The organism is Streptomyces sp. NPDC085460, from assembly GCF_044541975.1.
Classification (GTDB): domain Bacteria; phylum Actinomycetota; class Actinomycetes; order Streptomycetales; family Streptomycetaceae; genus Streptomyces.
This window is the reverse complement of sequence record NZ_JBITTO010000005.1, coordinates 57058-76473: the sequence shown is the minus strand read 5'-3', so window position 1 is coordinate 76473 and position 19416 is coordinate 57058. Positions and strand designations below refer to the sequence as shown.

Annotated in this window: 19 protein-coding genes; 9 read left to right on the top strand and 10 right to left on the bottom strand. The window is 72.8% G+C overall.

Features of this window, described 5'->3' with window-relative positions; genetic code table 11:
• Positions 1 to 5 precede the first annotated feature (5 nt).
• Entirely contained in the window at positions 6 to 1253 is a 1248-nt protein-coding gene (locus ACIGHB_RS14190; protein WP_399912898.1) for a cytochrome P450, read from the bottom strand.
• The gene (locus ACIGHB_RS14185) at positions 1250 to 2533 is read right to left on the bottom strand and encodes a cytochrome P450 (RefSeq protein WP_399912895.1); all 1284 of its coding nucleotides are present in this window, start codon (positions 2531 to 2533) and stop codon (positions 1250 to 1252) included. The genes ACIGHB_RS14190 and ACIGHB_RS14185 overlap by 4 nt, the downstream gene beginning before the upstream one ends.
• 210 nt (positions 2534 to 2743) lie before the next feature.
• On the opposite strand from ACIGHB_RS14185, the gene ACIGHB_RS14180 reads away from it, so the two are divergent.
• Entirely contained in the window at positions 2744 to 3175 is a 432-nt protein-coding gene (locus ACIGHB_RS14180; protein ID WP_360311931.1) for a VOC family protein, read from the top strand.
• Between the two features lie 4 nt (positions 3176 to 3179).
• Here the strand turns inward: ACIGHB_RS14180 and ACIGHB_RS14175 are convergent, their stop codons facing one another.
• Positions 3180 to 3689, bottom strand: a complete 510-nt coding sequence (locus ACIGHB_RS14175; protein WP_399912891.1) for a GNAT family N-acetyltransferase — start codon at positions 3687 to 3689, stop codon at positions 3180 to 3182.
• A 72-nt stretch (positions 3690 to 3761) separates the two neighbouring features.
• A complete protein-coding gene (locus ACIGHB_RS14170) occupies positions 3762 to 5123 on the bottom strand; it encodes a glutamine synthetase family protein (protein WP_360311921.1) in 1362 nt (453 codons plus the stop codon).
• 203 nt (positions 5124 to 5326) lie between these two features.
• Here ACIGHB_RS14170 and ACIGHB_RS14165 point away from each other — a divergent pair, with 203 nt between their 5' ends.
• The 4 genes from ACIGHB_RS14165 (at position 5327) to ACIGHB_RS14150 (ending at position 7658) form a co-directional block, all read left to right on the top strand.
• Positions 5327 to 5749, top strand: coding sequence for a hypothetical protein (locus ACIGHB_RS14165; protein WP_399912888.1), 423 nt, complete (start codon positions 5327 to 5329; stop codon positions 5747 to 5749).
• A 65-nt stretch (positions 5750 to 5814) separates the two neighbouring features.
• On the top strand, positions 5815 to 6492 hold the full coding sequence (locus ACIGHB_RS14160) for a DUF3105 domain-containing protein (protein ID WP_360311917.1): 678 nt from the start codon (positions 5815 to 5817) through the stop codon (positions 6490 to 6492).
• Complete coding sequence (locus tag ACIGHB_RS14155; RefSeq protein ID WP_360311915.1) at positions 6489 to 7124, top strand: DUF305 domain-containing protein; 636 nt, start codon at positions 6489 to 6491, stop codon at positions 7122 to 7124. The genes ACIGHB_RS14160 and ACIGHB_RS14155 overlap by 4 nt, the downstream gene beginning before the upstream one ends.
• Positions 7125 to 7238: 114 nt before the next feature.
• Positions 7239 to 7658 (top strand): CBS domain-containing protein, encoded by a 420-nt coding sequence (locus ACIGHB_RS14150; protein ID WP_360311913.1) that lies wholly within the window; start codon positions 7239 to 7241, stop codon positions 7656 to 7658.
• On the opposite strand, the gene ACIGHB_RS14145 is transcribed toward ACIGHB_RS14150, so the two are convergent.
• Positions 7643 to 8455 carry an alpha/beta fold hydrolase gene (locus ACIGHB_RS14145; RefSeq protein ID WP_399912884.1) on the bottom strand — a complete coding sequence of 271 codons (813 nt, stop codon included), beginning with the start codon at positions 8453 to 8455 and terminating at the stop codon, positions 7643 to 7645. The two genes, ACIGHB_RS14150 and ACIGHB_RS14145, sit on opposite strands and share 16 nt — an antisense overlap.
• Before the next feature lie 123 nt (positions 8456 to 8578).
• Positions 8579 to 9364 carry a DUF998 domain-containing protein gene (locus ACIGHB_RS14140; RefSeq protein ID WP_399912881.1) on the bottom strand — a complete coding sequence of 262 codons (786 nt, stop codon included), beginning with the start codon at positions 9362 to 9364 and terminating at the stop codon, positions 8579 to 8581.
• A gap of 200 nt (positions 9365 to 9564) precedes the next feature.
• On the opposite strand from ACIGHB_RS14140, the gene ACIGHB_RS14135 reads away from it, so the two are divergent.
• The gene (locus tag ACIGHB_RS14135) at positions 9565 to 11349 is read left to right on the top strand and encodes an NAD+ synthase (protein ID WP_399912878.1); all 1785 of its coding nucleotides are present in this window, start codon (positions 9565 to 9567) and stop codon (positions 11347 to 11349) included.
• On the opposite strand, the gene ACIGHB_RS14130 is transcribed toward ACIGHB_RS14135, so the two are convergent.
• From ACIGHB_RS14130 to ACIGHB_RS14115, 4 genes are all read right to left on the bottom strand, one after another.
• The gene (locus ACIGHB_RS14130; RefSeq protein ID WP_388870372.1) at positions 11315 to 12553 is read right to left on the bottom strand and encodes an MFS transporter; all 1239 of its coding nucleotides are present in this window, start codon (positions 12551 to 12553) and stop codon (positions 11315 to 11317) included. The genes ACIGHB_RS14135 and ACIGHB_RS14130 overlap by 35 nt on opposite strands.
• 102 nt (positions 12554 to 12655) lie before the next feature.
• A complete protein-coding gene (locus tag ACIGHB_RS14125; RefSeq protein ID WP_360311904.1) occupies positions 12656 to 13684 on the bottom strand; it encodes an endonuclease/exonuclease/phosphatase family protein in 1029 nt (342 codons plus the stop codon).
• A 204-nt stretch (positions 13685 to 13888) separates the two neighbouring features.
• A complete protein-coding gene (locus tag ACIGHB_RS14120) occupies positions 13889 to 14641 on the bottom strand; it encodes a TetR/AcrR family transcriptional regulator (protein ID WP_399912874.1) in 753 nt (250 codons plus the stop codon).
• A 140-nt stretch (positions 14642 to 14781) separates the two neighbouring features.
• On the bottom strand, positions 14782 to 16383 hold the full coding sequence (locus ACIGHB_RS14115; protein ID WP_399912871.1) for an MFS transporter: 1602 nt from the start codon (positions 16381 to 16383) through the stop codon (positions 14782 to 14784).
• Positions 16384 to 16596: 213 nt separating this feature from the next.
• Between ACIGHB_RS14115 and panB the strand changes: the two genes are divergently transcribed.
• The 3 genes from panB (at position 16597) to ACIGHB_RS14100 (ending at position 19410) form a co-directional block, all read left to right on the top strand.
• Entirely contained in the window at positions 16597 to 17460 is an 864-nt protein-coding gene (gene panB / locus ACIGHB_RS14110; RefSeq protein ID WP_360311900.1) for a 3-methyl-2-oxobutanoate hydroxymethyltransferase, read from the top strand.
• Positions 17461 to 17551: 91 nt separating this feature from the next.
• On the top strand, positions 17552 to 18553 hold the full coding sequence (locus ACIGHB_RS14105) for an ATP-binding cassette domain-containing protein (protein ID WP_360311980.1): 1002 nt from the start codon (positions 17552 to 17554) through the stop codon (positions 18551 to 18553).
• Positions 18550 to 19410, top strand: a complete 861-nt coding sequence (locus ACIGHB_RS14100) for an ABC transporter permease (RefSeq protein WP_360311898.1) — start codon at positions 18550 to 18552, stop codon at positions 19408 to 19410. Before ACIGHB_RS14105 ends, ACIGHB_RS14100 begins: the two co-directional genes overlap by 4 nt.
• Positions 19411 to 19416: the final 6 nt, after the last annotated feature.

Genomic DNA, 19416 nt, shown 5'->3' with positions numbered 1-19416 from the left:
GGGTTCTACGCGTCGAGCAGGACCGGGAAGGACTCCAGGTCGTTCTGGGTCATCACCGGGAGGTTGCGCAGCTCCTCGTCGGGGACGGCGAGCCGCAGGCGCGGGAAGCGGGCGAAGAGCGCGGGGAGCGCGATGCCCGCCTCGACGCGGGAGAGGGCCGCGCCGGGGCAGATGTGCGGGCCGTGGCCGAAGGTCATGTGCCGGATGGGCGCCGGGCGGGTGATGTCGAAGGCGTCGGCGTCCGGGCCGTGCTGCTCGGGATCGCGGCCGATGACCCGGTACGAGATCACCACGCCCTCGCCCTTCGGGACGACGGCGTCGCCGACCTGGATGTCCTCGGTGGCGAAGCGCATCAGCAGGTGGGTGGTGGGGGTGTCCCAGCGCAGGGTCTCCTCGATCACGGCGTCCCAGGAGACCTCGCCGGCCAGCACCATGCGGAGCTGGTCGGGATGGGCGAGGAGGGCGCGCACGGCGTTGAGGACGAGGCCGATGGTGGTCTCGTGGCCGGCGGCGACCATCGCCTTCAGGTTGCCGACGACCTCCTCCTCGGTCAGCGGCTCGCCGCCCTCCTCGGCGAGGATGAGCGCCGAGGTCAGGTCGTCGGTGGGCAGGGCGGTCTTGGCGCGGACGAGGCCGGTGTAGAAGACGTCGAGGTCGGCGAGGAGGGCGAGCCGCTCGTCCTGCGGGGTGAGCATCGAGAAGAACTTCTTGTACTGCCGGGTGAGCATCGTGTTCGCCTCGGGGTCGACGCCCATCAGCATGCCGACGACCCGCATGGGCAGCGGCTGCGCGAAGACGGACTTGAGGTCGACGACGGCGCCGTCCCGGCCGGCCTCCTCCAGGGCGTCGAGGAGTTCCGCGGTGAACTTCTCGATGTCGGGGCGGATCGCCTCCAGGCGGCGCGGGGTCAGCGCCTGCGAGGTCTTGGCGCGCAGCCGGCGGTGCTCGTCGCCGTCGACGGTGAACATGGACCGTCCGGCGTCGACCATGCCGATGAGCGGCCAGGCGTGGGTGACGGTCCCGTTGGTCCACAGGGACCAGGCGTTCAGGTCCTTGACCAGCCGGGGGTCGACCAGGAGGCGCCGGGCGTCGGCGTGCCGGGTGACGGCCCAGGCGGGCACGCCGAGGAGGTCGATGCGGGCCAGCGGGCCGGCCGCGGCGATCCGGGCGGTCTCCCCGTCGAGGTCCTGGACCATCGGGTCGACGACGACGGGCGGGCCGCCCTGGGCGGCAGCCGCGTGCGGGCAGGTCACGAGGGGTCTCCTGTCGGGGGTACGGGGGTGAACCGGACGGGCAGGGCGGTGGTGCCGCGCAGGAAGGCGGACGGGCGGCGGACCAACGTGTCCGCCGGCACGCCGAGTTGGAGGTCGGGCAGCCGGTCGAGGAGGACTTCGATGCCGGTCCTCGCGATGATCTCGGCGATCTCCTGGGCGGGGAAGGGGCAGCGGTACTCGCCGTGGCTGAAGGCCAGGTGGGCGCCGCTGCCGCCGCGTTCGGCCGGGGTGGCGCCGGGGGCGCCCTGCCGGATCACGGGGTCGGTGTTGGCGGCGCCGAGGCCGAGCAGCAGCATGTCGCCGGCCTTGATCCGGCGCTCGCCGAGGCGGGTGTCGCGGACGGGCCAGCGGCCGGCGAGGATCTGGGTGGGTCCGTCCTCCCACAGCACCTCGGTCATGGCGTCGGCGACGCTGCGGCGGCCGCGGGCCATCGAGTCGGCGAAGTCGTCCTCGGTGAGCATCAGCCGGACGGAGTTGCCGATCCAGTCGGCGGTGGTGAGGTGCCCGGCGGCCGTGACGGCCATCAGGTCGAGCATGTACTCCTCGTCGGTGAACTCCTCGGGGAAGGCGAGCATCCGGCTCGTGATGTCGTCGCCGGGCTCGGCGCGCTTCGCGGCGACCAGCCGGGCCATGTGTCCGGCGAACCGCTGGTGGGCGCTCTGCGCCTCGGGCCCGCCGTCGGCGAGGTCCTTCAGCACCCGGGCGATGTCGGCGCCCTCGTCGTCGGGGAAGCCGACGAGCCGGGCGAGGACGAGGACCGGGAGGGGTTCGCAGAAGGCGGCGACGAGGTCGGTGGTGCCGCGGGCGCAGAAGCCGTCGATCAGCCGGTCGGCCAGCTGCTCGCAGTGGCCGCGGATCTCGAAGGGGTCGACGGCCTCCAGGGCGGGCACGACCATCCGGACGTGCCGCCGGTGCTCCTCTCCGGCGCTGAAGTAGATGGAGGGGAGGGGGCGTCCGACCATGGGGAGGAGCGGCCAGTCGTCCGGGACGTGCGGCCACTGGTTCCACAGGGCGACGTCCCGGGGGAAGAGTTCGGGGTCGCTGGTGACCTGGTGGACCTCGCGGTAGCCGATGACCAGCCAGGCGGGGAACCCGCCGGGGAGTTCCACCGGGACGACGGGGCCGTGTTCGCGGCGCATGGACCGGTAGAGGGCCTGCGGGTCGGTGTGGAAGCCGGGTCCGGAGAGCGGGACGGCCGCGGGGCACCCGGACGGGGGCGCCGGAGCGGGTCCGGGCCCGGCGGAGGGGGAGCTCGTCATCGGTCCTGTCTCCTGTGGCGAACCTGCCGTCGGCGCGCCTCATGCGGCCAACGGGTGGTCACTATAGGGAGGTTGTGTGACGCCGGAACGGTCATCGGCGATCCGTCTCACACTCCGACCGAAAAGATCAGGTCACCCGGCCGGAGGGAATCCGCATGTCCGTCAGGTCGGCGAGGTGCGGCGGTCGCGGGGATGCGGGACGGTGGTCCCATGAACTGGACACTGGAAGTCGTGCCCGTCCCCGTCACCGACCTGGACCGGGCCAAGGAGTTCTACGCCGAGCGGTGCGGCTTCGCCGTCGACCTGGACGACGAGGTCGCGCCCGGGACGCGGATCATCCAGCTGACCCCGCCGGGCTCGCGCTGTTCCCTCGCGCTGCTCTCCGGCATGCCGCCGATGCCCGGCACCACGACGATGACCCCGGGCTCCCTGCACGGCCTCCAGCTGTGCGTCACCGACATCGAGGCGGCGCGGATCGCGCTCGTCGAGACCGGCGTGGACGTCTCCCCCGTGATGCGCCTCGGCGCGAACGGCTGGGAGGAGGGCAAGGGCGAGACCTGGAACTCCTTCCTCTCCTTCCAGGACCCGGACGGCAACGGCTGGATCGTCCAGGAGGCCCCCTCGGAGCTCACCGAACGCTGACCGGCTACCGCCCCAGCTCCACCAGGAACCGCACCAGGCCGTCCCCTTCCCCCGCTGCTTCCGCGCGCCGCATCCCGGCCCGCTCCATCACCCGGTGGGAGGGGACGTTGGCGGGGTCGGCGTCGCCCCGCAGGACGGCGGCCCCGGCCGCGCGGGCGATCCCGATCACCGCCGCGAGCGCCTCGGAGGCGTACCCCTTCCCCCGCTCCCCGGGCACGATCCCGTACCCCACGGTCACGCCCCCGTCCGCCCCGGGCGGCCCGTGGAACCCGATCCCGCCGACGACGACCCCGCCGTCCCGCAGCCGTATCTGATACGTCCGGTACGCCCCCGGGTCCCCGTCCTCGGCGCACCGCCGCAGAAACGCGCCCACGGAGGCGAGGTCCCCCACCCCCGGATACCCCTCCGCCCACCGCTCCCCGGGCAGGGGCTCCCGGGCGACGACACGCTCGCCCTCGGCGACGGACAGGGCGTGGAGGAGCAGCCGCTCGGTGGCGACGGATTCGATCTTCACGGCCGCCATTGTGGGCACCCGCCGCCCGGCGGACAAGCGAGTTCCCGTCGCGCCGACCGCCCCGCGGCAGCCCTACAGCACCGGCAGGTTCTTGCGCAGTTCGAAGGCCGTGACCTCGGAGCGGTATTCCTCCCACTCCTGCTTCTTGTTCCTCAGGAAGAAGTCGAAGACGTGCTCGCCGAGGGTCTCGGCGACCAGTTCGCTCTTCTCCATGAGGGAGATCGCCTCGCCGAGGTTCTGCGGGAGGGGCTCGATGCCCATCGCGCGGCGCTCGGAGTCGGAGAGGGCCCAGACGTCGTCGTCGGCGCCGGCGGGGAGTTCGTAGCCCTCCTCGATGCCCTTGAGGCCGGCGGCGAGGAGGACCGCGTAGGTGAGGTAGGGGTTGGCGCCCGAGTCGATGGAGCGGACCTCGACGCGGGAGGAGCCGGTCTTGCCGGGCTTGTACATGGGGACGCGGATGAGGGCGGAGCGGTTGTTGTGGCCCCAGCAGATGTACGAGGGGGCCTCGCCGCCGGAGCCGGCCGTGCGGGAGGAGCCGCCCCAGATGCGCTTGTACGAGTTGACCCACTGGTTGGTGACGGCGGAGATCTCGCCCGCGTGCTTGAGGAGGCCCGCGATGAAGGAGCGGCCGACCTTGGAGAGCTGGTACTCGGCGCCCGACTCGTAGAAGGCGTTCCGGTCGCCCTCGAAGAGGGAGAGGTGGGTGTGCATGCCGGAGCCCGGGTACTCCGAGAACGGCTTCGGCATGAAGGTCGCCTGGACGCCCTGCTCCAGCGCCACCTGCTTCATGACCAGGCGGAAGGTCATGATGTTGTCGGCGGTGGAGAGCGCGTCGGCGTACCGGAGGTCGATCTCCTGCTGGCCCGGAGCGCCCTCGTGGTGGGAGAACTCGACCGAGATGCCCATCGATTCGAGCATCGTGATGGCCTGCCGGCGGAAGTCCATGCCCACGTTCTGCGGGGTGTGGTCGAAGTAGCCGGAGTTGTCGGCCGGGGTGGGCCGGGAGCCGTCGAGCGGCTTGTCCTTCAGCAGGAAGAACTCGATCTCGGGGTGGGTGTAGAAGGTGAAGCCGAGGTCCGACGCCTTGGCGAGGGCCCGCTTGAGGACGAAGCGCGGGTCGGCGAAGGAGGGGGAGCCGTCCGGCATGAGGATGTCGCAGAACATCCGGGCGGTGCCGGGCGCCTCGGCCCGCCAGGGCAGGATCTGGAAGGTGCCCGGGTCCGGCTTGGCGATCATGTCCGACTCGTAGACCCGGGCGAAGCCCTCGATCGCGGAGCCGTCGAAGCCGATCCCCTCGTCGAACGCCTGCTCCAGCTCGGCGGGGGCGACGGCGACCGACTTGAGGAAGCCGAGCACGTCGGTGAACCACAGGCGCACGAAGCGGATGTCGCGCTCTTCGAGCGTACGGAGCACAAATTCCTGCTGCTTGTCCATTTCCACACCCATCCTCGCTGGTCAGGCCGCCTGCTCCCACCGCCTCGGGCACATCGGGGGGCACCTGAGCATCCCACCACATGGTTTCGCGCACGTTGCACACCCATACTGCCTGTTCGGGTGTGACACAGGTAACCGAGGACCACCGGAATCCCTACCCCGTTCGGCCCACGGAGCCCCCTCGCCCACTACGATCTGCGCCCATGGGAGCCCTGCGGCTCGAACGCCCGTACCGGCACGCGCGTCCCCTGGCACTGGTGAGTGCCGTGGCGACGCTCCTCGGCGCGCTCTTCGTCTGTCTGGGGAGCGGACCGGCCGGTCCCGTCGGCCATCCGGGGCATCAGCGGGCCGCCGCCGCGGCCCCCACCGCGGCCCCGGGCCCCGCCGCCACCCCGGTCCCCGGGAGCGGCCGGAGCGCGTACGTCTGTCCGTACGACCGGGGCGACTGCTCCCTCTTCCCGTCCCTCTCCCCCGCGGTGCTCAGCGCCCCGCCCCTCGATCCGCCGCTGCACACGGAGGACCGGCTGCCGCGCGTCGACGCGCTCGCCGGCGACGGTGCGGCGGGCGGCCCGGGGATCCGGCCGCGCGCCCCGGACCTGCACGTCCTTCAGGTCCTCCGGACCTAGGGCCACCGGCCCTCCCCCGCCCGACGACCCCCATATCTTTTCTTTCCCAGAAGGACGACACCACCATGGCCGCCAACCGCTCCACCACCGCCGACCGCCGCGCGCGAATAGAGGAGATGCGCCGCGCCGAGCAGGCCAGGGAGCGCCGCAACCGCTTCCTCACGATCGGCGTGTCCGCCGTCGTCGTGCTGAGCCTCGTCGGCTTCGGCACCTTCGTGCTGATGAAGAAGGCCGACGAGGAGGACGCCAAGGAGGCCGCCGCCAAGGCCCCCATCGCCGGCGAGAAGTCCTGGGACGCGGCGAAGCTCGGCCGCAACCACGTCGAGACCGCGGTGAAGTACGACGCCAAGCCCCCGGTCGGCGGCGACCACCACCCGGTCTGGCTGAACTGCGACGGCGACGTCTACGACAAAGCCGTCCCCGAGGTGCACGCCGTGCACTCGCTGGAGCACGGCGCCGTCTGGGTGACGTACAACAAGAAGGCCGCCGAGGCCGACGTGAAGAAGCTGAAGGACAAGGTCTCCGACACCCCCTACACGCTGATGAGCCCGGTCGACGACCAGTCCGGCGCGATCATGCTCTCCGCGTGGGGCAAGCAGGTCACTGTGGACAGCGCGAGCGACCCGCGGGTCGACGCGTTCTTCACCAAGTACGTGCAGGGCAAGCAGACGCCCGAGCCGGGCGCCGCCTGCACCGGCGGTGTCGGCGCCGACGGCATGGGCGGCGCCGGGATGGGCCAGTGACCCCCCGCCGCACCCGGTACGCGGCGATCACCGCGGTCGCCCTGTCGGTGCTCTTCGCCGCGGGCGCGGTCACGGTCGCCTCGGCCGAGCGCGAGGAGGCGCCCCGTACCCCCGGCACCGCCTCCGCCGACGCCGGCTTCGCCCGGGACATGTCGGTCCATCACCAGCAGGCCGTCGAGATGTCCTTCATCGTCCGGGACCGGACGGAGGACGAGTCGGTGCGCCGGCTCGCGTACGACATCGCCAACACGCAGGCCAACCAGCGCGGGATGATGCTCGGCTGGCTCGACGTGTGGGGCCTGCCGAAGGTCGAGTCCGGCACCGCGCCGATGACCTGGATGGGCATGCCGGTCACCGGCGACGCCTCCGAGAGGGACGGCGCGCTGATGCCCGGCATGGCGACCCGCACCCAGCTGGACGCGCTGCGCAAGGCGTCCGGCAAGGAGGCCGAGATCCTGTACCTGAGGCTGATGACCGCCCACCACAAGGGCGGGGTGCACATGGCCCAGGGCTGTGTGCAGAAGTGCTCGGTGGACATCCAGCGGGACCTCGCCCAGGGCATGGTCGACGGACAGGAGTCGGAGATCGCGCTGATGGCGGACATGCTCCGCAAGCGCGGCGCGACCGCCTGAGCCAGGAGTGCCCGGCCCCCGCGACCGCTGCGGTCGCGGGGGCCGACGCGTGCCCGCAGAATGAAGGCGCTCGGGGAGTTCGTACGACGACGTTCGACGAAAGGTACGCACCCCATGACCACGGCGAAGGACATCATGCACCCGGGAGCCCGCTGGATCCCGGAACACGAGACGCTCGACCGCGCCGCGCAGATGATGCGCGAGCTGAACGTGGGGGCGCTTCCCGTCGCCGACGAGAACGAACGGCTCTGCGGCATCGTGACCGACCGCGACATCGTGGTCCGCTGTGTGGCGATGGGCCACGACCCGGCGAAGGTGACCTGTGGCTCGATCGTCCAGGGCACCCCGCGCTGGATCGACGCGGGCGCGGACGTGGGCGCGGTGCTGGAGGAGATGCAGAGCCACCAGATCCGGCGGCTGCCGGTGATCGAGAACAAGCGCCTTGTCGGCATGATCAGCGAGGCCGACCTGGCCCAGCAGCTTTCGGACGAGCAGCTGAAGGCGTTCTGCGCGAGCGTCTACGCCGCTTCCTGACCCGTCCGACCCGTCTCCAGGACGACCCGGGCGACCGTGTCCGGGGCGTCCCGCATGACCAGATGGCCCGATGGCACGGCCGCCTCGTAGCGGGCGCCGAGCCGTCGGGCCAGCGCGCGCTGGCGGTGCTCCCAGCGGGCGGAGCCGTCGGGGGCGGCGAGGACGGTGACGGGCACGGCGGGCGGGAGGGGGTGGGTGCGGCGGAGGGCGTCGAGCTCGGCGGCGACGGAGCCGTAGCGGGCGTTCTCGCGCAGGGCGCCGCGCCAGACGCGTGAGCTGCGGTAGACCCGGCGGACCTCGGCGGGCGGGGCCGGGTCGGGGCGGACGGCGAGGCGGCGCAGCGTGGGGCCGAGGGCGGCGGGCAGGCCGAGGGCGGTGAGGGCGGTCCCGGCGGGGACGGTCCAGTCGAGCAGGCCGGGGCGGGGGTGCTCCTCGACGGAGGAGTCGACGAGGACGAGTCCGGCCGTGCGGTGCGGGTGGAGGCGGGCGAAGCCCTCGGCGTGGAAGCCGGCGATCGAGTGGCCGACGACGGTGGCGGGCCCGGGGAGCCGGAGGGCGTCGAGGAGGGCGGCGATCCGGTCGGCCTCGCCGGCGAGGGTCGGGGGCGCGGTGGTGCCCTGGGTGAGGCCGTGGCCGGGGCGGTCGAAGCGGACGACGGTGCGGTGCGGGGCGAGCAGCGGGACGACCGGGTCCCAGTCGAACCAGCCGAGACCGAGTCCGGCGGAGAGCACGCAGACCGGCCCTTCGCCGTCGACGGCGACGTGGTGGGCGAGGCCCTTGAGGCGTACGAAGCTCACGGTCCCGCGCTCCTTCCCGTGTCGCTGTGGGCGAGGCCCCTGAGGCGTACGAAGTTCACAGTCCCGCGCTCCTTCCCGTGTCGCTGTGGGCGAGCCCCCCGAGGCCCCCGAGGCGTACGAAGCTCACGGTCCCTCGCTCCTTCCGGTGTCTCTCCCGGTGATCCTGCGGCGGGCGGTCCCCTCGCGCGCGAGGGACACGGCGAGGAGGCCGGTCCAGACGGCGACGAGCAGGACCTGGAGGCGCTGGCCGGCGCCGAGGGCCCACAGGCCCTTGCCGGCCTCGAAGGCGGCGACCTCGGCGAGGGTCCAGGCGGTGGCGGCGGGTTCGAGGCCGACCAGGACGGGTCCGATACGGGCCAGCGGCCGCCACAGGCCGTACCGGCGGGCGGCGACGGTGAGGAGGACCATGGCGAGGATCGCGCCGGTCATGGCGAGGCCGGAGCTGACGGCGTGGGCGGTGTGGGTGGCGGGGACGAGCCCGGCGGTCTCCCGGGCGGCGCACTCCGGGTCGGCGGTGGGGGCGCAGCTGAGCGGGAGGCGGGAGTCGACGGCGGTGGCGGCGCCGAAGAGGGCGAGGGCGGCCCAGCCGGCGAGGAGCCAGGGGCGGCGGCCGGGGGGCGGGAGCTCGGTGCGGGCCCAGCTGGGGACGCCGGGTTCGGCGTGGGGTCCGGCGGGGGCGCGGGCGGCGAGGAGGCCGAGGACGGCGCCGGCGAGGACGAGGAGCCCGGCGGCCAGGTCGGTGGCGCGGAAGAGGCCGCCGAGGGGCTGGTCGGCGGCGGCGAGCTCGGAGACGTAGGTGCGGACCGGGTCGAGACCGGTCCGCACGACGACTTCGAGGACCCAGGCGGTGTACGCGAGCGCCCCCAGGAGCAGCAGGACGGCGGAAGCGCGCGTGACCTTTCCGGGCATACGGGGTCTGACGTCAGGGAGTGCCGGAAGGTTCCCGGTGTTCGGGTGGACCCGTCCGGGCTCGCGGAACGTGCGGAGAGGCGGGGGCGGGGACGGACCCTGATCGCGGGGTGGATGTTCTTCGCATGTCGGGAGGGAACGGTCGGACGGCGGGCTCCGGGTACCGCTTCCCAGGACATAGCGTCGGATTGACGATTAGAGTGGGGAGCGTGCATCGACTACGCCTCGCGCTGAATCAGATCGACTCGACCGTCGGGGACCTCGCCGGGAACTCCGAGGCGATCGTCCACTGGACCCGGCACGCCGTCGGGCAGGGCGCGCACCTCGTCGCGTTCCCCGAGATGGCGCTGACCGGCTACCCCGTCGAGGACCTGGCCCTGCGGCCGTCCTTCGTCGACGCCTCCCGGGCGGCGCTGCTCGCGCTCGCGGAGCGGCTGGCCGACGAGGGCTTCGGCGAGGTGCCGGTGGTCGTCGGCTACCTCGACCGCACCGAGCGGGCGGTGCCCCGGCTCGGCCGCCCGGCCGGTTCGCCGGAGAACGCGGCGGCGGTGCTGCACCGGGGCGGGGCCGTGCTCCGCTTCGCCAAGCACCATCTGCCGAACTACGGCGTCTTCGACGAGTTCCGCTACTTCGTTCAGGGCGACACCCTGCCGGTGCTGCGGGTGCGCGGGGTGGACGTGGCCCTCGCGATCTGCGAGGACCTGTGGCAGGAGGGCGGCCGGGTCCCGGCGGCGCGCAGCGCCCGGGCCGGGCTGCTGCTGTCGGTGAACGCCTCGCCGTACGAGCGGAACAAGGACGACACCCGTCTCGAACTGGTCCGCAAGCGGGCCCAGGAGGCCGGCTGCGTGACCGCCTACCTGGCGTCGACCGGCGGTCAGGACGAGCTCGTCTTCGACGGGGACTCGATCGTGGTGGACGCGGCGGGCGAGGTGATCGCGCGGGCCCCGCAGTTCACCGAGGGCAGCGTCATCCTCGACCTGGACCTGCCGGCCGCCGACCCGGACGCGCCCGCGCCGGGGACGGTGGTCGACGACGGGCTGCGGATCGACCGGGCGGTGCTCGGCGGGGAGGCCGGGGAGGCCGTCCCCGCGTACGAGGCGGAACTGACGGGCGGTTACGCGCCCCGGCTCGACGACGACGAGGAGGTCTACTCGGCGCTCGTCATCGGGCTGCGCGCGTATGTCGCGAAGAACGGTTTCGGCTCGGTGGTGATCGGCCTCTCCGGCGGGATCGACTCGGCGCTGGTCGCCGCGATCGCCTGCGACGCGCTCGGCGCGGACCGGGTGCACGGGGTGTCGATGCCGTCGAAGTACTCCTCCGAGCACTCGAAGGGCGACGCGGCCGAACTGGCCGACAGGACCGGGCTGCACTTCCGCACCGTCTCGATCGAGCCGATGTTCGACGCGTACATGGGGGCGGTGGAGCTCACCGGGCTCGCCGAGGAGAACCTCCAGTCCCGGCTGCGCGGCACCACCCTGATGGCGATCTCCAACCAGGAGGGCCACCTCGTCCTCGCCCCCGGCAACAAGTCCGAGCTGGCGGTGGGCTACTCGACCCTCTACGGCGACTCCGTCGGCGCCTACGGCCCCATCAAGGACGTCTACAAGTCGGACGTCTTCCGGCTGGCCCGCTGGCGCAACCGGGCGGCCGAGGAGCGGGGCCAGACCCCGCCGATCCCGGAGAGCTCGATCACGAAGCCGCCCAGTGCCGAGCTGCGCCCGGGCCAGGTGGACACGGACTCGCTGCCGGACTACGACGTACTGGACCGGATCCTCGCCCTGTACGTGGACGGGGACGAGGGCACGGACGCGATCGTGGCCGCCGGTTTCGACACGGAGCTGGTGGCCCGGACGCTGCGGATGGTGGACGCGGCGGAGTACAAGCGGCGCCAGTACCCGCCGGGCACCAAGATCTCGGCGAAGGGCTTCGGCAAGGACCGGCGGCTGCCGGTCACGAACCGCTGGCGCGAGACGCCGGCGCCCTGACCGGCGCCTCGGCGGCGAGGGGGCCCCGCGCGACCACGTGCGAGGCCCCTTCCGCGTTCCTCCCCGTACGGTCGAGGAGCCCGGCGACGGCGGCGATCGCGAGGCCGGCGGCGGCGAGGCCCGCGCCGACCAGGGCCGGGGAGGTCCAGCCCCAGCCGGCGGCGATGGCGGCGCCGCCGGCCCAGGCGCCGCCCGCGTTGGCGAGGTTGAAGGCGGAGTGGTTGGAGGCGGAGGCCAGGGTGGGGGCGTCCTTCGCCTTCTCCATGACGAGCATCTGGAGCGGGGTGGTCGTCATGAAGCCGACGGCGCCGAGCACCACCACGGTGACCAGGGCGAGCCAGGGCACGTGGACGGTGAAGCGGAAGGCCACCAGGGTCAGCGCGAGGGCGGCGAGCGAGCCGTACAGGGTGGGGCGCGGGGCGCGGTCGGTGAGCGGCCCGGCGGCGAGCGCGCCGGCCGTCATGCCGATCCCGAAGAGGGCGAGGACGATCGTGACGGTGGACTCGCCGAAGCCCATCACCTCGGTGGTCATGGAGGCCAGGTAGGAGTAGACGGCGAAGACGCCCGCGAAGCCGAAGACGGCGGTGAGCAGGCCGAGCAGCACCTGCGGGCGGCCCAGCGCGCGCAGTTCGCGGCCGAGGCCCTGGCGCTCGTCGACGGGCAGGTCCGGGACCATCCGGGCGAGGGCGGCGAGCGAGACCAGGCCGATGACGGCGACGACGAGGAAGGTCGCGCGCCAGCCGAGGTGCTGGCCGAGCAGGGTGGCCGCGGGGACGCCGAGGATGTTGGCGACGGTGAGGCCGAGGAACATGGTGGCGACCGCGCGGGCCTGCCGGTCGGGGCGGACCAGCCGGGCGGCGACGACGGCGCCGACGCCGAAGAAGGCGCCGTGCGGGAGGCCGGCGAGGACCCGCCCCGCGAGCAGCCAGCCGTAGTCGGGGGCGAGGGCGGAGGCGAGGTTGCCGACGGTGAAGAGGGCCATCAGCAGGAGCAGCATCCGCTTGCGCGGGATCCGGGAGCCGAGGGCGGTGAGCAGCGGGGCGCCGATGACGACGCCGAGGGCGTAGGCGGAGACGAGGTGGCCCGCTGTGGGGACGGTGGTGCCGAGGTCGCCGGCGACGTTGGGCAGCAGGCCCATCATCACGAACTCGGTGGTGCCGATGCCGAAAGCGGAGATGGCCAGGGCGAGCAGGGCCACGGGCATGGGTGGGAGACCCTTTCCGGATCCAGGGGTTTGTTTTCTTCCAAAACAAATTGTGACAGATCCCGGAGGGTCCCCCGGTCACCGGAGGATGAAGAAGAGGTTTCAGAGGGTGATGCGGGCGGCGAGCGGCAGGTGGTCGCTCTTCGTCTCCGGAAGCGCCCAGGACGAGACCGGCTCGACGCCTCGGACCAGGATCTGGTCGATCCGGGCCATCGGGAAGGAGGCCGGCCAGGAGAAGCCGAAGCCGTCGCCCGCCGCGCCCTGGGTGGACCGCAGCTGGGCGGAGACGGCGTTGAGGGCGCGGTCGTTCATCGTGCCGTTGAGGTCGCCGAGGAGGACGATCCGCTCGGCCCGGTCGCCCGCGATGGCCTCGCCGAGGGCGTTGGCGCTGGTGTCGCGCTGGTTGGCGGTGAAGCCGGCGTCGAGGTTGACCCGCACGGACGGGAGATGGGCGACGTACACCCGCAGCTCGCCCTGGGGGGCGACGACGGTGGCGCGCATGGCGCGGGTCCAGCCCATGTGGATGTCGACCGGCCGCGGGTCGCGCAGCGGCAGCCGGCTCCACAGGCCGACGGTGCCCTGGACCGAGTGGTACGGGTACTTCTCGGCCAGCGCCCGCTCGTAGACCGGCACCATGTCGGCCTTCAGCTCCTCCAGGGCGAGCACGTCGGCGCCGGAGGCGGCGAGCTGGCGGGCGGTGCCCTCGGGGTCGGGGTTGTCGGCGTTGACGTTGTGGGTGGCGACGGTGAGGTCGCCGCCGGAGGTCGACTTGTCGGCGACGAGCCCGCCGAAGAGGTTGAGCCAGACGACCGCCGGGAGCAGCAGCGCGATCAGCGCGGTGGCGGAGCGGCGCAGCAGCGCGAGGAGGAGCAGGACCGGGACGAAGAGGCCGAACCAGGGGAGGAAGGTCTCGGTCAGGCTGCCGAGGTTGCCGACCCGGTTGGGGATCTGCGCGTGGAGGGCCATCAGGAGCGCGAGGACGAGGGCGAAGGCGGCCAGCAGGATGCCGCGCCGCCAGATGCCGGGGTCGCGGCGCAGACGGCCGAGAGCGGAGCCGAACCGGCCACGCGCCCCGGAAGGGGCACCTCCCGTTCCGCCGTGCTCCGTCCCCGTCGTGTCCACCCGCGCCATCGCTGCCCTCGCTCGTCGTGCCGTGCCGTGCGTCGTACCGTCCGTGCTCCGGGATCCGGTCCCGACCCTAGGCGATGCCGGGCCCCGCGCACTCCCCCAAGGACGGACACGGCGTGTGACGGGGTTCCCGCGGGCACGGCGGTTCGGGCGGGCTGTGACAGAACGCGCACATTCGTACGGGTCCCGGAACCGGGTTCCGCGGCGTCAGTCCCTCGGCCGGACGCCGTCGAGGATGGTGTCGGCGACGCGGGCCGGGAAGTCCGGCGAGAGGTCGGCGTCGGGCTGGAGGACGGTACGGAGCAGGAGCGGCCCCACGAACAGGTCGTTGACCAGCTCCAGGTCGAGGTCGGCCCGGACCTCTCCGGTGGCGACGCCGCGCTCCAGGACCTCGATGCCGCGGCGGCGGCGGGGCTCGATGGCGGTGCGGTGGTACTGGTCCCAGAGCCGGGGGTGGGCCTGCATCTGGGCGAACATGTTCCGCAGCAGCGCGGAGGTCCGCTTGGCGAGGCCGCGCCGCCGCATGAATTCGAGCAGCATCACGAGGTCGTCGCGGACCGAGGTGCCCGGCAGCTCCGGGTCGGGCGGCTCGACGGAGCGGATCAGCTCGACGAGCAGGTCCTCCTTGCCGGACCAGCGGCGGTAGATCGTGGCCTTGCCGACGCCGGCGGTCCGGGCGATGCGCTCGATGGAGACGTCCCCGAGCGGCATCCCGCCCTCCAGGAGCCCGATGACGGCGTCAAAGACCGCCCGCTCGACCCCCTCGCTGCGGGGCCGCCCCCGCCGGGGCCCGCCCTCGCCACCGGGACCGCTCTCCGTGCCACCGAGGCCGCTCTCCGTGCCGCCGGGCCCGTCCGCCACCCCGGCGGTCGGGCCGCCCTGGGCACCGGGACCGCCCGGGTCACCGGGACCGCCCGGGTCACCGGGGTCGCCGGGGTTCTCGCCGTCCGCCAAGGACACGCGCGTCGCCTCTCGTCGTGGGGAAACCGGATCCCCCCATTCTCACCCTCGGCGGGTCGGGGCCCCGGAGGGCACCCGGGGGGCGGGGGCCCCGGAGACCGCCCGGGCGGGCCGGGCCCCGGAGACCGCCCGGGTGGCGGTCAGCGGCGGGCCGGTTCCGGGTGGTCCGGCCGGGACGCCGGCCGGGTGGGGGCGCCGGGGGCGGGGGCGCGGCCGGGGAGGAAGACGGCGACGACCACCGCGCCGACCGCGGCGATGCCCGCGGAGGCCCAGGCGGTGACGTGCATGGCGTCGAGGAACGCCTGGTGGGCGGGGGCGACGAGAGAGTCGGCGCCGAGCTTCTCGGCGACCGCGAGGGTCGCCTCCAGGGACTCGCCGGCCGTGGTGCGCACGGCGGGCGGGAGCCCGTCGAGGTGGCTCTCGATCTCGCCCCGGTACACGGAGGAGAGGACGGAGCCGAGGACGGCCACCCCGAGCGCGCCGCCGACCTGGCGGAAGGTGTTGTTGATCGCGGAGCCGGAGCCCGCCTTCTCCCGGGGCAGCGTCTGCATGATCGCGACGGTGACCGGCGGCATGATGTGCGCCATGCCCGCGCCCTGCACCAGGAAGACCAGGGCCAGCACCCAGACCGGCGTGTCCGCGTCGAAGAAGGCGAAGGCGCCGAGGCCGAGGGCGACCGCGGCCAGACCGGTGGCGCAGACCCACCGGGCGCCGAAGCGCTCGACGGCGAGCCGGGCCCGGGGCGCGAAGACCATCTGGGCCAGGGCGAGCGGCAGCAGGAGCAGGCCGGAGTCGAGGGCGCTGTAGCCGCGGACGCTCTGGAGGTAGAAGGCGGAGAAGAAGGTCACGCCCATGAGGGCGAAGAAGACCAGGGCGATGGCGGCGACGGCGGCGGAGAAGACCGGTTCGCGGAAGTACGAGACGTCCAGGGCCGGGTGGTCGCTGCGCTTCTCGTACAGGACGAAGGCGGTGAGGACGGCGAGTCCGGCCAGGACCGGCACGAGGACCCCCGCCTCGGTGAAGGACGCCTGCTCGCCGCCGCGGATGATCCCGTACACGAGGAGGACGAGGCCGAGGACGGAGAGGAGCACGCCGACCAGGTCGATCCGGCCGGGTGCCGGGTCCCGGGACTCGGGGACCAGCCAGACCATCAGGCCGAGGGCCAGGAGCACCACGGGCACGTTGACGAGGAAGATCGAGCCCCACCAGAAGTGCTCCAGGAGGACGCCGCCGGTGATCGGGCCGATCGCGATGGCGAGGCCGACGCCGCCGGCCCAGATACCGATGGCCTTGGGCTGCTCGTCCCGCTCGAAGACGTTCATGAGGACGGCGAGGGTGGCGGGCATGACGAAGGCGCCGCCGAGCCCCATCACGGCCCGGAACGTGATGAGCTCGCCCGGCGAGCCGGAGAAGGCGGCGAGCGCGGAGCCGGTCCCGAAGACCACGAGGCCGAAGAGGAGGGACTTCTTGCGGCCGAGGCGGTCGCCGAGGAGGCCGGAGGCGAAGAGGAGCCCGGCGAAGACGAGCGTGTAGGAGTTGATGGCCCACTCCAGCTCGCTCTGGGTGGCGCCGAGGCCGGTGGGGGCCGGGGTCGAGATCGTCTTGACCGCCACGTTCAGGATCGAGTTGTCGAGGACGACGATCAGCAGGCTGAGCATCAGCACGCCGAGGACGGCCCAGCGGCGGCGGTGGACGGCCTCGGGGACGGAACGGGCGGGCGCGGACGGGGAGGACACGGGCATGGACACCACTGTAGACCGATTTCGATACGGCTCCGTCTCGTATTGAAATCCATGACCGAGCCTTTACGCGCATCCCGGCAGATTCGAACCCTCGTTCGTCTGTGAACAGCGCCACTCCGGCCCACTTCCCCGCCCGCCCGGCGAAGTGCCACCATGGATGTGGTCCGGGGACGCCGTCAGGGCGCCTCGAGATGACACAAGGAGCCGTGCACCATGACGCTTCAGGCTGCCCAGAAACCGCCGGCCGACAGCACGAAGACGCTGTACGGGGGCAAGGGCTCGCGCCGCCTCACCGTCCACGACATCGCCGCCGCCAAGACCCGCGGCGAGAAGTGGCCCATGCTCACCGCCTACGACGCCATGACCGCGTCCGTCTTCGACGAGGCCGGGATCCCGGTGATCCTCGTCGGCGACTCCATGGGCAACTGCCACCTCGGCTACGACACCACCGTGCCCGTCACGATGGACGAGATGGCCCTGCTCTCCGCCGCCGTCGTCCGGGGCACCCGGCGCGCCCTCGTCGTCGGCGACCTCCCCTTCGGCTCGTACCAGGAAGGGCCCGTCCAGGCCCTGCGCAGCGCGACCCGGCTGGTCAAGGACGCGGGCGTCCAGGCGGTCAAGCTGGAGGGCGGCGAGCGCTCGCTGCCGCAGACCGAGATGCTGGTCCAGGCCGGCATCCCCGTCATGTCCCACCTCGGCCTCACCCCGCAGTCCGTGAACACCATGGGCTACCGGGTGCAGGGCCGCTCCGACGAGGCCGCGCACCGGCTGCTCAGCGACGCCAAGGCCGCCCAGGACGCGGGCGCCTTCTCGCTCGTCCTGGAGCTGGTCCCGGCCGAGCTGGCCGCCGAGGTCACCCGCTCGCTGCACATCCCGGTCATCGGCATCGGCGCGGGACCCGACACCGACGCCCAGGTCCTCGTCTGGACCGACATGGCCGGTCTCACCGGCGGCAAGGTGCCGCGCTTCAGCAAGCAGTACGCCAACCTCCGCGAGACGCTCGGCGACGCCGCCCGCGCCTTCGCCGAGGACGTGGCCGGCGGGGCCTTCCCCGCCGAGGAGCACACCTTCCACTAGTCCGCTCCCGGCACCACCGACAGCCCGCCGACATCCCCCATCGGCGGGCTGTCGGCCGTCTGTAGGAGGACTGTCAGTGGCGGCGTGTCCAATGGTGGCCATGACGCGATCACAGACCAACGCCGTCGAGGTCCGGGGCCTCGTGAAGCACTTCGGCGAGACCAAGGCCCTCGACGGGGTCGACCTGGACGTCCGCCAGGGCACCGTCCTCGGCGTCCTCGGCCCCAACGGCGCCGGGAAGACCACCCTCGTCCGCTGCCTGTCCACCCTCCTCGTCCCGGACGCCGGGACCGCCACCGTCGCCGGCTACGACGTGGTGCGCCAGCCCCGCCAGCTGCGCCGCACCATCGGCCTCACCGGCCAGTACGCCTCCGTCGACGAGAAGCTCTCCGGCTTCGAGAACCTGTACATGATCGGCCGGCTGCTCGACCTGTCCCGCGCCGACGCCCGCCGCCGCGCCGACGAGATGCTGGAGCGCTTCTCCCTCACCGAGGCCGCCAAGCGCCCGGCGATGGACTACTCCGGCGGCATGCGGCGCCGCCTCGACCTGGCCGCCTCGATGATCGGGCAGCCCGCCGTGCTCTACCTGGACGAGCCGACCACCGGCCTCGACCCCCGCACCCGCAACGAGGTGTGGGACGAGGTGAAGCGGATGGTCGCCGAGGGCGTCACCGTCCTCCTCACCACCCAGTACATGGAGGAGGCGGAGCAGCTGGCGAGCGAGCTGACCGTCATCGACCGGGGCAAGGTCATCGCCAAGGGCGAGGTCGACGAGCTCAAGGCGAAGGTCGGCGGCCGCACCCTCAAGATCCGCCCCGTCGACCCGGACCAGCTGCCCGCGATGGCGGCCGCGCTCCGCGAGACCGGTCTCGACGGCGTCGCCGGCGCGACCGTGGTGCCCGACGAGGGCGCGCTGTACGTGCCGATCCTCACCGACCAGCAGCTGACCGCCGTGGTCGCGCTGCTCGGCGCGCGCGGCTTCGGCATCGCCCACATCGGCACCCACCTGCCCAGCCTGGACGAGGTGTTCCTGGCCATCACCGGCCAGAAGACCGCCGTCTCCGACGAGATCCCCGAGGAGGTCGCCGCGTGAGCACGACCACGGTCACCAAGTCCCCCGCCGCCGCCTCCGGCCCCGCCCAGGACCGGCGTCCGGTCCGCTCCGAGAAGGACGGCCGGATCGGCCTGCGGGCCAACCTGCGCCACATCGGCGCCCTGGCCCGGCGCAACGCGCTCCAGATCAAGCAGGACCCGGAGTCGATGTTCGACGCCGTGTTCATGCCGATCATCTTCATCCTGCTCTTCGTGTACGTCTTCGGCGGCGCCATCTCCGGCAAGGGCAACAACGACCTCTACGTGAACTACGTGACCCCCGGCCTGATGGCGATGATGGGCATGAACATCGCCATGGGTGTCGGCGTCGGCATCAACGACGACTTCAAGAAGGGGGTGATGGACCGGTTCCGGACGATGCCGATCGCCCGCTCCTCGGTCCTCATCGCCAAGATCGTCGTCGAGCTCGGCCGCATGATGGTCGCCACCGCGATCCTCCTCGGCATGGGCTTCCTGCTCGGTCTGACGATCCACACCTCGGTGCTCCACCTCCTCGCCGCCATCGGCCTGTCGGTGGTCTTCGGCGCCTCCCTGATGTGGATCTTCATCCTGCTCGGCCTGAGCCTGAAGTCCGCGCAGGCGGTCCAGGGCATGGCCATGCTGGTCCTGATGCCGCTCCAGTTCGGCTCGTCGATCTTCGCCCCGACGACGACCATGCCCGGCTGGCTGGAGACCTTCACGGACTACAACCCGCTCTCCAACCTCGCCGACGCGGCCCGCTCCCTCGTCAACGGCGGCGCGGTCGCCCACTCGGTGTGGATGACGCTGGGCTGGTCCCTGGTCATCACGCTCGTCACGGCGCCGCTCGCGGTCTCCAAGTTCCGCAAGAAGACCTGACGGGAC